The organism is Hymenobacter agri (assembly GCF_054778495.1).
The window spans coordinates 41,165-54,684 of sequence record NZ_BAAGZM010000001.1 but is presented as its reverse complement, the minus strand read 5'-3'; the positions used below and the strand labels follow the sequence as shown (position 1 = coordinate 54,684).

Genomic DNA, 13,520 nt, shown 5'->3' with positions numbered 1-13,520 from the left:
CCATTTAGCTTATATGCAAAAGGTTGCTTATACCAAACTCACCACGGCCGATGAGAAGATATATTATAACGGCGATTTATTTACTGGGCTAGTATTCTCTCAATACGTTGAGAACTCATACGCCTCTACGCCCTTTGAGAAAAGTCATGGGGAGGAAGAAGTAGTAAACGGCGTACCAACAAACGTCTTCAAGGAGTTTTACAAAAACGGCCAGTTATGCAAACGCATACAGGTCGCGCCCGGACAGATATTTTCTGTCAAGAACTATATAGCAGGGGAGTTTGAGACTTACTACAAGGATGGCAAACTCTGTGAAAAAGGAGAGATTGTTAATCGACAGTTGCGAGGTCACTATGAATGCTATTACGAAGACGGAAGCCCATTCATAAAAGCAGAATTCCCTCCTGATTCCCGAGTTGGGAATGGCATCTGTTACTACAGGAGTGGGGAAGTTTGCCAAGAGGGGGATATCCAGGCCTGGGGCTTTTCCAATGCCCTCGAAAAGAGAGTTATAGCGACCCCGTTAGCACCAGACGGTTATAGCAACCTTGGCAATACGTATGGCATTCCATATGCTGACCACTACTTCTCCGACAAGCTGTATGACTATGTAAACAATGACTTTGACTTTGCTCCTTACCCAAGGCTTTTACACAACTTTGAATCAAGAAATAAGAAGGGCGAGCTGATAACTCAAATCAGAGATAGCATCAAGGAATGCTATGACAAGGATGGCCATAAGGTCTTGGTAGAATCATGCAATGAGGAACTGCAAAAGCATGGGCAATCATGCAAGTTCTCATATGGCTCCTTAAGAGAGATTGAAAGCTATTACAATGGCACCCTAGATGGCATATATTTAAATTTCAATTATAACGGGTTCGTATCAGAAAGCGGGTATTATAAAGATGGGCAGAAGGTTGGGACATGGTGCTATTTTGATGCGAATGGGGTCTTAAGGTAGCCTTCAGCGGTTAATAGCCTAGCTAATATTGGGCACTTTGCTTCCTTAGATGGTACTAGCTACTGCTGAAGCTAGTCTTAGGCTAGGCGTAAAATCAGCGTACATTGTCACTTGTGAATACTTTTCCAGTCACCGATGAAAAATGAATGGGACTTCTTTGCCGATGTGCAGCGACGGTTAGCTGCTGGCCAGCAGCTCGTGCAGGGGCACTTCGCTAATCCGATTATATTCCCCTATGACGAGCAGCGCGGCATAGTGCTCGATGAGGACGGAAACCAGTATGAGCTAGGAAATGACTATAAACAAGCACTGAGTGAGTTCCTGCAGCAAATGCATACCCCGTGGGGCTTATGCTTCCGGGAGCGTCTCATTTGCTTTGGACAACAAGTAACGGCATCGGACTATACCGCCGACTATGTCGTTGCCTATGAAGCTACTACTGCATAGGGGCTATAAATCGGTCATCCAAACTTTACTATGTAAGCTTGGGGCCACGTCTGCGCTCTGGCTGCTGGGTCTGCGCCTGCGCTTGCTTTGTCGGAGTATTGAGCACCTGCATAGCCTGGCGAAGCTGGCCTACGCTGGGACTATCTTTAAGTGCCGGCACCTGGTCTATCTTGGTGAGTACCTTGGCTAGATTCTCCTGGTCCATCGCTTTAATTTCCGGCTGCCTGAGCAAGCTTTTACTGACCTGCTGCAAATAGGCAGCCTGTAACCCTCCGCCGTTCTCGCGTAGCGACTGTGCTAGCGGCGCTGCAGCGTCAATAAACACGCGCCGGGCCTGGTCATGGCTGGGCGATTCACTTGGGTGTATCTGCTGCTGCTCGGCCCGTTTCTGTTGCCGAAACTCTTCCTGCTCAACGGCGAGTTGCCGGCGCTCAACCTGCTCTGCCCTCCCTTCAATGACCGTAGCCTTGGGGTTTGTAGCCAGCGCGTCAAGGGCCGCGCTAATGGCAGGGAGGTGGGGCGAATCCAATCGGTAGCGTAGGGTTAGCTCGGTTTCTATCTCGCGCTTGTCGGGCTGGCCGGGGGTAACACCAGCTGGCCGGTTAATCGAGTGGTCAATGCTCAGCCCAGCCTTCTCTATATTTTCCTGCAATATGGGCAGTTGTGATACCTGGTCGCGGCTCTCGCGGAACTCTACCACTAGCAGGCGCTCCCCTCTTTCACGGGCTTCGGCCTGCGCCTGGTGCTGCGCCGCGATTTTGCCTATGCCCTGCATCGGGTCATTTTTCCAGTACTCCATACCAAAACCGTATTGGTCCTCATCAACTGCAGCCGCGCCTAGTTCCCGCTTTACTACCTGCTGCATCTGCTTCTCTTTCAAGTCCTGGTTCCAATCCTTGCCCTGACTCTTAACAATCTCAACCTTGTGCTCAAAGGCCAGGTGCTGCGACGCGCCCTGGTTGAAGGCCCCCAACGCTTCGCGGTTCATCGGAACGTGAAACTGGTAGGTATGGGGACCTAGTTTGGTCGAGCTAATCAACTCGTCCCGTAAGGTCTGGCTCACGGCCTGCGTGTTTGTTTCACCACTCTGCTGACCATACTGACGGGCTGTCTGGTCGTTGTACGTTTTTAAGTGATTCGTCAGCGCCTGGACCCCGGCCGGGTTGGTAGCCGTGACTTCGACGGTTAAGAGGTGCTTATGCTCGCGAACTACTTTCATCGGGTTCTGCCCGCTGGCGAAGCCCGCGAGTAAGCGCGTATCGTAGTGGTGGCCCTGGGTGTCGTTGTCAAAAGCCGCCTTTACCGTACAGATGCGCTCCTCGCCAAGCAGGCGCTTCATCTCAAAAATCTTGTTTTGAGTAAGTACACCGGCCGTGGACGCATAGAGCGCTTTTTCGGCAGGGTGCATTTGCGCGTAGGAAAGCGCATCAAGTGCCGACTCTGTTACTACCATGCTGGCAGCCGGCCGGCCCTCCGGCAGTTTGCTGAGCCAAAGGGAGCGGGAGAATTCGCTCTCCGGGGCCTGGCCTTTGTACCCCTCGCCCTTTAACTCTAGCCCGACTACCCGGCCCTCGTGGTACGCCGGGAAGGCAGTATTTACAAAAGTCTTGGCCGGCATCCCCTCCTTCTGCACGGTATGGAACTGGTTCAGGATACGACCGGCGAACTGCGGGTTTGCTATCGTGCTTTTGGTAATACCCCGGCTTTCCAGGTAGGTGGTATTTTCCAGCGGCCGGCAGTCCTTGGTGTAGATGCTCTGGAATTTTTCGCCGGGCGCGGTTTCGCTGATGGGGGGCAATTCCAGCTTAGGACGCTGGTCCTCGGGCAAATTCAGGTAAGCCCGGAAATGGTCATTCACTGTCTGCCAAACGTTGCGGCCCGGCTGCTGCTCGATACCGACGATACGTCCCGAGTTGACCCGGTTTTTCATCCAGTCGATGACGCTCCCCTTATCGCGGTCGTCGTGACTGTTGAAGTACATCCAGTCGTTCCCCCGTCCCTTGAACACGACGAGCGTATCATCCCCCTCGAAAACGTGCCACTTGCCCTTGCCTAAGTCCTCCCCTTTTTTTAGGGTATAGCCGTAGTAAGTCAGCAGTTCAGGAAGTTCTACTTGCTCCTTTATCTTCTGGAAAGTCAGGGCGTGGTCCATGCAGGGGGCATTAGGTGGGGTGGGGAGGATAAGTTAAAATGATAGAAGCCCGAAAAGGATTTCCGGGCTTCTACGAGGTTCAAACGGCCTGCTGGGGGGCCAACTCATTAGAGGCGCGGTGCGCGCTTCGTTACTTTCGGCGCTTCTACCCTGGTCGTTTCCACAGTAGCGGCTGGGCGGGCACCCGGCGCCGTCTGCTCGACGCGGGGAGCCTGGCGCTGCTGTAACTCATGCGCGGCGGGCCGAATTTCAATACACGCCTTCGCAGCGTTTACCTGCACGGTCCCATCGAACTTTCTACCACCGTCGCCACTGGCCATGTTAGCCAGGTCAACCGCTTTGCCTTCCTTCAGGTCGTGGCTCTGTTCAGGAGTCAGCTTTACGCCGGCGATGGTTTCATGCAAAGTAACCTTGTTCTCCGGCAGAATGACAACTTTGTTCATTGCCTTATCCACGGCTACATAGCCGTTGTACTCCTGGCCTTTCTCGTCTTTGAGGCCGCGAATGAGGCCGGCGTTCCCTTCCGTTTCGAGCTTCTGGCGCTGCTCCGGCGTGAAGGGCTGGCCGCCAATCTCGTTCGGTATCACGAGCTTTTCCTGGGGCAGTTCCAGTTTGAGGGTGGCCGTACCATCGGCCTCGCGGTGCAGCACCATCTTGCCCTCAAACTTCACGACTTCCTCCCCATCCTTGCCGGCAACCTGCATGGGCAGCAAGTCGGTTTTCTGTCCATTCAGCAGCTTTTGCAGCTGGCCGTTCTGCTCAAGGTCAGCGGTGCTCAGGCCAAGTGAAGCCAGTACTTTTTGCGGCACGTCGGATGCCTGAAACAGTGCCGGGGCTTTGGCCGGGGCCGACTGCTCGGGAGCAGCTTCGGTACCTGGTGCTGCAGCTGACGCGCCGGCCACTGCCGGCGCTCCGGGGCCGGGGAGCACGTTGCCCTGGGGGGCCTGCTTAATCTGCTCGACGCCCTGGTCCAGCTGCGCGGAGCCAGCTCTTTTCAATAAGCGAGCCTGCAACTCCTGACGGGTCTTATCATAGTCAACTTCCAAAGTCTGGCGGGTTTTGGGGTTCCCGGTCAGGTGCTGATAGAAGTTCTTTAGAAAGGCAGATGCGGGGTTGCCGCTGGTGTCGATATCAAAGATGCTTTTCCCTTCCTTCAGCACCTGCTCCTTAGTCTTGCCCTGCTGCTCGGCTAGTTGCTCTACCCGCTTCTCTCCGGCGCTCTGTTGCATCTGCTCCGGCACGGTGAGTGCGGTTTTCGGCACGTCGGCCAAGTTGGCACTCAGCGCGTCCCACTGCTTCGCGCCAAAAGCTTCTTTTACCTGCTTGCTGCGCGTAGGCTCGTAGTCGTCGTCGTAGCCGACTTCCTGCCGACGAGCGGCGGCCTGTGCTGGCTTTTCAACCACTTCCAAGCCATTGCCCACCTGTTTAAAACCCTGCAAAATCCCTTCGAGCTGGGCCAGCTTGTTGGATTCCGGGTCGTAACTCACGCCGAAGCTGCCGGTCAGCTTCCCATCTTCGCCGCGTTCCATCTTCATTGTGCCGACGGCAACTCCGGCATCTTTGAGCTGGTCGAGGTAAGCGCGCATTTCCATCAGCGGGGCAACTTCGTCGCCTTTCTGCTTCCATTGGATTTGCACCTCCCCTACCGGGTCTACCGTGGGCGCGTCTGTGGCTCCTGGGACTGCTGCGGTAGCGGCTTGGGGCTGCTGGACCACAGTGCTCTCACTGGGTAGCGCCTGGCTCTTGTCGCGCAGCTCGTCGGCGTAAGCGGCCTTTCCGGCATCCGGCCCTTGTTCTGCTTGGTTGGCTACCACTCCCAAATCCGCTGCAGCCTCGGTGCGAGTAGAGCCTTGGGTATTCGCAACCACGCTGGCCAGGCCTTCGGCCTCGACGGTCTGCGCGGCCTGCTCGCGGGCCTGGGGCGCTGCCTCACAAAATACGTTAAGCGCTGGCACCGGCGTGTCACTGAACCTGAGCCTGCCCATGTCAATGATTTTCCAATTGCCCTCAATCAGCTCAACCATCGTTGGCTTGTCTACCTTGATAAAGTCCTGGCCGGGTTTAGGCAGCCCATTTATCTGATAGGCCGGTGCCAGCACGTCGTTGAAGCTGGCAGCCAGTTTTCCATCAGCACCAGGGGCCGGGAGAAGTGCGCCTTGGCTGGGATTGTCGGGGTTGATTTGAAGCTGATACAAGGAGTAGTGCTCGGCCTGGTCGGTTACGTCCTGACCGCTGATGTTGCCGTTGCTGGTAGGCACCGAACTCACGTAGCGAATGCTAGGCGACGTGGGGGCCGGCGTCGGATTTTCTGCTTGTTCTGCCATTAAGAAAGGAATTTGGTGGGAGGATTTTCCAATAAAAAAGGCAGGAGCCTAGTCGGCTCCTACCTACGGATTTACTCCATTATTGAAAATGGGTTACCTTATTGACCTCACCAATTAAGCTTGCCATTTAGCAGCAATGCCCGCAACTCGGCTAACTCCCGAATATGTACCTCGTTGTACTGGTCCAGTTTCTTGAGCAGCTCGGCCCGAACACACGCTCCGGCATCTTGGGTCGCCTCCGTAAGCTGAAGCTTACTAACAAGGCTGTTATTCTCGCTTAGTATCCAGTTAAGGTTATAGCCCTCCTTTTCATAGAGGGCCATCACTTTCAGCCAGTTTTCAATCTGCCCGCCCTTGCCGTTTTCCATCCGGTGGATGATGTTTTGGGTTAGGCCGGTCCGCTGAGCTACCCGCGCCTGGCTCCAGGCGTGTTCCCCCTGGAACCGGCCTAGTTCCTCCCGGATTGTGACCAGTCGCTTACCGACCCGCGCCGTCATGGGGTGCTCCGTAGGGCCACTGGTCTTATCCTTTGTCATGGTTATTCGTTCTTTTTCTTGATGAGGTGCTGCAAGTTCGGGTCATTCCCTATCCTGATTAGCTCCCGCTGGCAAAGCTCCTTCACATCGGTTTTAATCCGATTAAAGTTAGCCTTTATCATTTCTTCGGCTTCATCCTCTCCGGTAGCCGGATTAATGAAGCTGGTAATGTCCGGGATGGGCTGGTAGTTTTTGGCCTCGGCCGTTACGGCTTTCACGTCCACCTGAATCTTGGCGTGAAATACCTTCTGGTCGATTTCCTCCCCGAAGTTATCCGCTACGGCGCCCACAAAATTGCCTTGGGTCAGGTTCGCAATGGTACTGGGAGGAATCATACTGTCCATCTGCGTGGATAAGCTGGTGCTTGTCTCGCGCATGTTGATGCTCAGGCTTTGGCGTTGCTGCAAGATTTTGCCGAACCGTTCGCTCAGCCACTTGCCACTATTACCGGACACTTGGCCACTGAAAACGTTGCCTACCGTGTTCTTAATTACTTCGGCTTCCTTCTGGCCGTAGTCGCGCTCTAGCTGGGAGAAGTCCTGGAAGCCAAGGCAGGTACTCACCTTGTTGCTACGAGCTGTAGCAATGAGGTTATCGAGGCCCTTGAAGTAAATCGTCGGCAGCTCGTCAATGATGATGGAGGATTTGCGCATGCCCTTCTTGTTGACCAGCTTCACAAGGCGGGCATTGTAGAGCCCCAACGCGGCCCCGTAGATGGCCTGCCGCTCGGGATTGTTGCCGACACAAAGCACCTTCGGTTCCTCGTTGCTGTTGATGTCGAGCGTGAAATCATTGCCCGACATTACCCAATACAGTTGCGGGCTGGCCAGTCGGCCGAGCGGAATCCGTGCGCTGGCAATCTGGCCTTCCAGCTGCTCAATCGCATCCTTCTGGAACGCCGACACGAACGGCTTCACCAGGTTCTCAATCTCCGGGTAAGAGGCCAGCACGGGGAAGATTTCTTCGTAGTCCCGGCTTAGAAATTCAATGACGTGGGGGAAGGTGCAGTACTTGCCCTTCTCAAACAGGCGCAGAAACCAGATGATAGCGGCCACAAAGTTGATGGGCGACTCCACGAAGAAGTCGCCCTGCTTCTGAATCCAGCTCTTGTTCAGGTTCAGCATGATGGTAGAGGCGCTTTCGTAGGCGTCTACAATGTCCGTCATCATCTCCGGCAGCAGCGGATTGCAGCGGTGGCTTTTGCGTGGGTTATCGAAATTGATAACGTAGAAGCCTACCGGCTTATCGAACTTGTCTTGGTGCTTCAGTAGCTCATTGTAGCAGATGCGGCTCAGGTCGTCAAACTTGTAGTCGTAGATGTACATGCAGAAGCCCTTGGCCAGGTGCTGGCGAATGAACTCGTTGATGACAGCGAAGCTCTTGCCGCTGCCCGGGGTGCCGAGCACCATCGTGGCCCGGAAGGGGTTTACCACGTTTAGCCAGCCCTTATGCATCTTTCCGCGCAGTTGGTAAGTGGTGCGCAGGTTCACCGAGAACTCGTTTTCCATCAGGCGTTCCTCCTGGGGGAAACTCTCGTTGTCCTTATTGAAGATGTCTTTCATCAGGTTGTTGTTAAACAACCGGCTCAGCCAGGCCCCGGCGCTCAACAGCAGCAGAAACCCGCCGCTGACGGCCGCCACGTAGATGATGGTAGCCAGCCCTGGGCTCATGCTCATCGAGCGTACCACATCGGAGCCAAACAGCAGCGCAACGCCTATCACGGCATAGCCCAGAATCGTCTTGCCTTGCAGCTTTTCATCAGCACGCCCTTTGGTGCCAAGGCAGCTCAGCAGCAGAAAGACCGCTGCCATTGCCTTGCTTATCCAGCTAGCCTTGAACAGAAAGGTGTTCCGGGTGAAGTTGCCCATTATCGTCTCAATGACTTTATGGCTCCATCCCATCGACTTGAAGTAGCCGAAGCAGAAGTAGTAGATGTTTACAACCAGGAGCGCAATGGCGAGTAGGCGCATGAACTCCATTATCTTCTTTAGTCCTTTTTCATCTTCCATTGCTGGGTAGTGGGGGTAGGTTGATAGGTAGAAAATACATTTTAGAGGCGTGGGCCTCGTTTTTTTGGTTCTGGGGTGGGCTGCCTGGGGACTGGGGCTACTTGCTGCTGCACCTGGGCCGGGGTTGGAGCGGCCTGCAATGCCTCGCGCAGTTCGGCCCCTTTAAAGCCGACCTCCTGGCCCTTTACGGCTACCCCGTTCAGTTCAAAGCTCACCCCGCGAAGCACTCCTCCTTTGTCGTGGGTGTAGCGTACGGCTATCTGCTGCCGCCGGAGCTGTTCCTGGAACCAGGACTCCCCTCTCCTACCCTGCTCAGTCAACAGGCGCTGCACGGCCTCCCGGATGGCCTCCCGCGCTAACTCCTTGCTCGGGTCCACGTCCTTGATGCTCTGCCGGCGCTCCGGTAGCGGCTGCATCCCGAGTTCTTCGCTTATCTGCTTCGTGATAGCCGGCTGCCGGTAGAAGTTGTTGCTCGTGCGCAGGGCGGGGCCTCCATCGAGCGGAACCCGGTTCAGGTAGATGTGGACGTGGGCATGCTGCTTATCCTTGTGCTCATACACGACCACCTGGTGCCGCGCCACGGGAGCGCCCATCAGCTCACAATACCGCTTCACGGCCGCAACCTTTTGCGCTTCGGTTACCACCTCTCCGGCCTTCCAGGAGAGCACGGTATGCCACACTGGTTTCTGTATGCGCCTGCTCTCGGAAGCTACGCTTTGCATCTGCTGGGCCATGAGCTGCGGCGTGGCTCCTACCAGGTTTGAAATGTATAAGGGCTGTACTTCACCTGGCTCTTTTGCTTTGCCTTTTCGCAAGCCGGCACCGTAAGTCAGGGCTCCTTCAAAGTCGCTGCCAGTAACTGTCTTTGCTATCATGCTAGGAAGCCAAGGATTGTAGACAGGGCCTGCTTTAGCTGGGTTTCGTGGCTGTGAAATGGCTTGCCGGAATGAGCCATTCGGGCAATCTGATTTAGGTTGTTTCCAATCCCGACCAACTGACGCCTTACTTCCAATGGTAGTTTCTCTCTTATCTCGGTGCCCTGGCCCAAGTCCCGTAGGTATGCGGATACGCTTTTGTAACCGGCCAGACTAGCCTTCAATTCAATTGCTTTTTTCTCATCCTCCGAGACGCGAACGGGTATCATCTTGTCGCGGGCGGGTTCCTTTGGTTCGGGCGCGTTATCGACAGTCATTCTCTGTTTTGTAGACTAGTTGAGCCTAACTACGGCAAATTCAGTTTTAAGGCTACTTTTTAGGTCGTCTGCTTTAGCAAGCCAAGCCAAGTGAGCCTGCGAACTTGGCGGTGCCATTGTAAGATGCAAACGAAGTTTGTATATACAATGGCATGGCTTGCTGGACGAAAGAACGAGCTATCAGAACGGGGCCGTTGAACGATTCCAGAACGAGGCTAGGACTAAGATAGAATGAGGCTTTGACGCTTTGATACTTTGAGGCTATGAGGCTCATTTGCCAATCTCAATTAGGCTTCCGAGTAGGAGGGAAGGGGTATGCTACTTGGGTGATAAGTGAGTGCTATAGGCAATGGTTTATTGAGGCTGTGAGGCTAAGATGTTTTGAGGCCGTGAGGCTGTGATAACGCGAGGCTTTGAGGCTGAAACTACATTGGTTAATACCCGTACTAAAAACAACGAGCCCCACTTGATACTTTGAGGCCTTGAGGCTAATGAGCTTTGGGGTTTTGGCTATTTGAGGCCGCGATACTTTGAGGCTTAGAGCCTATGATATTTTGAGGCTCTGAGGCTATGACGCAAAGAGTTTTTGAGTCTATGATACTTTGAGGTTATGACGCTGTGATAATGTGAGGCTATGAGGCCTTGGCATCATGGGGCGCAGCCTCAAAGTTTCTTTGAGGCCATGAGGCTTTGAGGTTTCATAGTTCCGTCTATCTTTGTTTATTCCCTAACTAAAAAACTGACCCATGAGCGAACCAATAGTAATTGCCTTTGCCACTCAAAAAGGGGGTGCGGGCAAGTCCACCATCGGCGTACACGTTGCCTCAGCCCTGGCCTATGTCTATGGCTACAAGGTGGCTGTTTTGGACTGTGACTATCCCCAAAACACTGTCCAGGTATACCGCAACAACGAGTTACAGAAAATCAAGACGGACGAGTCGTTCAGTAACCGACTGCTCAATCAGGGAATCACACCCTACCCGGTCAGCATATCGAGCGTGGAAAAGGCGGTAGATTCCATTGAGGCGCTGGAAAAGCAGGGCTTCGATTTCATTCTGGTAGATACGCCTGGTACTATCAACATCACCGGCCTGCCCGAATTGCTCCGCATGGTGCAGTACATCTTCCTGCCGATGGAAGCCGACCAAGGCACCGTAGCATCTACGGTGGGCTACATGCAGGTTTTGGCGAGCTTCCTGAAGTCAGCTCAACCAGACCCCGACGAATCCAACCTACTCGGGTACTACGCCTTCTGGAATCGCTATGTAAAAGCGGAGAAAAAAGCCACTTACGACAACATAGAGAGCTTTTTCAAGGAGAAGGGCTTGCCCTTGCTGCAAAGCCGGGTAGAACTGCTGATTGGCTACAAAGAGAAGCGTTCGACGCTCTTCGCGCTTCCTGAGCGTGAACTGGAAAAGCTGGGTCTGGGCAAGCTGATAATGGAAATCCTCTATATCGTCCTGGGGCCTGGTAAAACAACACCCTCCGGCAAAGCCATTGAGATGCCGGCTATTAATGCAGTCGAGGCCGCGGCTTCGGATGATTCGCTTTAACACCTAGTGCACGCACACCCTCTAAAAGCCCTACAGACCCATGGCCAAACCTAAACCAAAAAGCGACGAGGAGAAGAAAGCCGCGCTTTCTCAAATGCTCAGCTTAGCCGAAACCACAAATCACCTCACCAGTGCAGCACCTGCAGCACATGCTGGGTCAGAGAGTGTGCAGGAAACACCACCTACACCGGCAACTACCCCAGATAATCAGGAACAAAAGGGAGAAAATGCTTCGGTGGCACCAACCCCTGAAGCCGCAGTTCCGGCTGCTTCTGAGCCGGCGACTAGCCCTGCGCTGGAAGTCCCTTCTCCGGAGCCCACGGCTTTGACGCCGGCGCCGGTGCCAACACCCGAACCTGAACCGAAAGCACCCGCACCAGCGGCGGCTGCCGCAACTAAAGACAACGACTCGGCCGTAGAACCGTCGCCAGGGGCTATACCTGACTCAGTGACTACCGTAGAGGTGGGGGCAGTGGAGTTGGCGTCGCTTTTCAAGCCCTCAGCCGACAAAAAGGTATTTACCATGCGGCTGACAGATGCCCATTACCAATATCTCCTACTGCTAGGCACCATCGTAGGCAATGGGGCATCCGCGCCCGATATCGTGCATAACATCATCGAGCACTTCATCGACAAAAACGACCAACAGATACAGAAGGCCATCGCGAAGCAGCTGCGACAACGCCAGGCCAAAAAGTAAAACCCAACCTTTCATTTCCTTTCCAAAATGCTTAATCAGTATACCTGGGGTGACTTTGCCCTTTTTGTCCTGGTAGTGGTCACCCTCTACTACATAGTGGTCGGCTTCCTGTATTACCGGCAAGAATTGACAGATTTCTTAACCCGGAAGGGTAGGGGAGGGGCACAACTCGCCGGGGTGGGGGCTGCCTCTGCAGCCTCAGTTCCTCCTTCGCTGGTCCGTACTCAGTCAGCTTTTGTTGTAGCTACCCCTACCGCAACGGAATCGAAAGCCGACGTAGAAACCCCGGAAGTAGAGGACGGCGCTGCTTCAAACCTGCCTGATGGCCCGGAGGTAGCGGAAGTAACCGGGTCGCTGCCGGATTCTACGGCAGCGGCTACCGGCCTGGATGATGGTGAGTCCGCCGCGGTGCCAATGGATTCAGCCGGTGGAGCGGAAACAGAAACCGACACAGCCGCCGAATACGACGAGCAGCGCACCGAGGAACTGGACGAGGTAGATACCGAACTGGCAGCCCGGGCACGGCAACTAGCTGCTCAGATGCCGGTCGAGGAAACCAATGTGGATGAGGAAGACGTTATTGAAAAAAACAATAACGAAACAGGCGATATTGAAACCATCAGTACCTTCAGTCACGTAGAGGACGAGACAGCTTATGAGCATGGCTCTCCAACCACTGGAGACTTGCTCTATGAGTTTCAGGAACCCATCGGTTCAACCGCCGATGTATTACCTGCTGCTGAACAGCTCTTTTCGGCTACTTCAGTGGTGGACTTCATCGCTCAGGCGCGAGCTGGCAACCGGCCAGCTGGACCAGTTGCATTGAATGAAACTTCCCTGGCTACTCTAATTGCAGACAAGGTTTCAGCAAGCAATCAGGAATTGAATGCCCTGTTCGGAGAAGACGATTCGTAGCGCTTCCTTTTCCCTTCCTACCAACACCATCTCCCTTACCATCTTCTATGAAAAACCAACGCACTGTTCGCACCCTTTCTACCGCCATACTATTACTGGCTACCCACGTAATGTATGGTCAGGGCGGCAACGGCACGGCTGGCATCCAAGATGCTACGACGCAAGTAACAAGCTACTTTGAGCCGCTAACCAATCTGATGTATGCCATTGGCGCGGTACTGGGCCTGGTTGGGGCCATTAAGGTGTACAGCAAGTGGAACTCAGGCGACCAGGACACGCAGAAAACAGCCGTGTCGTGGTTTGGCTCGATGATTTTCCTGGTTATTGTGGCTACGGTCATCCGCTCGTTCTTCCTGTAGCCCTGGGCTATGCCTGCCTATGACCTAAACCGGGGCATTAACAAGCCCGTCGAATTCAAGGGGCTGGTGGGAAGCAACATTTACTTCCTAGTGGCTGGCATCGGCCTGACGTTCGTTCTGTTCGTGGCCATGTACCTGGCCGGTGTCCCGCTAGTGATTACGATGCTGGTAACCTTCGCCGTGGGCGGGGGAATGTGGGCTGGGGTATTTGCCCTCAACCGCAAGTATGGGGAGCACGGCCTGATGAAAGCCAGTGCTCGGCGCTCATCGCCCAAGTTCATTACGAACCGGCAGAGTCGCTTATTCCAACATCTCAACGAGGACCGGACCGGGCGCGCATAGCGCCCGGTTTTGGTTACTCTCTACCGC

13 protein-coding genes are annotated in these 13,520 nt (G+C 54.3%); 7 read left to right on the top strand and 6 right to left on the bottom strand.

Annotated features, from left to right (window positions below; genetic code table 11):
- Positions 1-13: 13 nt before the first annotated feature.
- Positions 14-964 carry a toxin-antitoxin system YwqK family antitoxin gene (locus ACYVDE_RS00255; RefSeq protein WP_138082066.1) on the top strand — a complete coding sequence of 317 codons (951 nt, stop codon included), beginning with the start codon at positions 14-16 and terminating at the stop codon, positions 962-964.
- 135 nt (positions 965-1,099) lie between these two features.
- Positions 1,100-1,411 carry a hypothetical protein gene (locus ACYVDE_RS00250; protein WP_138082068.1) on the top strand — a complete coding sequence of 104 codons (312 nt, stop codon included), beginning with the start codon at positions 1,100-1,102 and terminating at the stop codon, positions 1,409-1,411.
- A gap of 28 nt (positions 1,412-1,439) precedes the next feature.
- On the opposite strand, the gene ACYVDE_RS00245 is transcribed toward ACYVDE_RS00250, so the two are convergent.
- The 6 genes from ACYVDE_RS00245 to ACYVDE_RS00220 all read right to left on the bottom strand — a co-directional run bounded on the left by ACYVDE_RS00245 (position 1,440) and on the right by ACYVDE_RS00220 (position 9,624).
- The gene (locus tag ACYVDE_RS00245; protein WP_138082070.1) at positions 1,440-3,563 is read right to left on the bottom strand and encodes a toprim domain-containing protein; all 2,124 of its coding nucleotides are present in this window, start codon (positions 3,561-3,563) and stop codon (positions 1,440-1,442) included.
- 107 nt (positions 3,564-3,670) lie between these two features.
- Positions 3,671-5,887, bottom strand: coding sequence for a DUF4099 domain-containing protein (locus ACYVDE_RS00240; protein WP_138082072.1), 2,217 nt, complete (start codon positions 5,885-5,887; stop codon positions 3,671-3,673).
- A 107-nt stretch (positions 5,888-5,994) separates the two neighbouring features.
- Complete coding sequence (locus ACYVDE_RS00235) at positions 5,995-6,384, bottom strand: helix-turn-helix domain-containing protein (protein ID WP_460499489.1); 390 nt, start codon at positions 6,382-6,384, stop codon at positions 5,995-5,997.
- A 41-nt stretch (positions 6,385-6,425) separates the two neighbouring features.
- Positions 6,426-8,432, bottom strand: coding sequence for a conjugal transfer protein MobC (gene mobC, locus ACYVDE_RS00230; RefSeq protein ID WP_138082076.1), 2,007 nt, complete (start codon positions 8,430-8,432; stop codon positions 6,426-6,428).
- 41 nt (positions 8,433-8,473) lie between these two features.
- A complete protein-coding gene (locus ACYVDE_RS00225) occupies positions 8,474-9,307 on the bottom strand; it encodes a relaxase/mobilization nuclease domain-containing protein (RefSeq protein WP_138082078.1) in 834 nt (277 codons plus the stop codon).
- Positions 9,304-9,624, bottom strand: a complete 321-nt coding sequence (locus tag ACYVDE_RS00220) for a plasmid mobilization protein (protein WP_138082080.1) — start codon at positions 9,622-9,624, stop codon at positions 9,304-9,306. Before ACYVDE_RS00220 ends, ACYVDE_RS00225 begins: the two co-directional genes overlap by 4 nt.
- A gap of 746 nt (positions 9,625-10,370) precedes the next feature.
- Here ACYVDE_RS00220 and ACYVDE_RS00215 point away from each other — a divergent pair.
- Genes ACYVDE_RS00215 through ACYVDE_RS00195 form a run of 5 tightly spaced genes read left to right on the top strand, consistent with a single transcriptional unit; the run spans position 10,371 to position 13,493 of the window.
- Positions 10,371-11,177, top strand: coding sequence for a ParA family protein (locus ACYVDE_RS00215; RefSeq protein ID WP_138082082.1), 807 nt, complete (start codon positions 10,371-10,373; stop codon positions 11,175-11,177).
- A gap of 40 nt (positions 11,178-11,217) precedes the next feature.
- On the top strand, positions 11,218-11,877 hold the full coding sequence (locus tag ACYVDE_RS00210) for a hypothetical protein (RefSeq protein ID WP_138082084.1): 660 nt from the start codon (positions 11,218-11,220) through the stop codon (positions 11,875-11,877).
- Positions 11,878-11,904: 27 nt separating this feature from the next.
- On the top strand, positions 11,905-12,792 hold the full coding sequence (locus tag ACYVDE_RS00205; protein WP_138082086.1) for a hypothetical protein: 888 nt from the start codon (positions 11,905-11,907) through the stop codon (positions 12,790-12,792).
- Positions 12,793-12,839: 47 nt separating this feature from the next.
- Positions 12,840-13,151, top strand: coding sequence for a DUF4134 domain-containing protein (locus tag ACYVDE_RS00200; RefSeq protein ID WP_138082088.1), 312 nt, complete (start codon positions 12,840-12,842; stop codon positions 13,149-13,151).
- A gap of 9 nt (positions 13,152-13,160) precedes the next feature.
- On the top strand, positions 13,161-13,493 hold the full coding sequence (locus tag ACYVDE_RS00195; RefSeq protein ID WP_138082090.1) for a DUF4133 domain-containing protein: 333 nt from the start codon (positions 13,161-13,163) through the stop codon (positions 13,491-13,493).
- Positions 13,494-13,520: the final 27 nt, after the last annotated feature.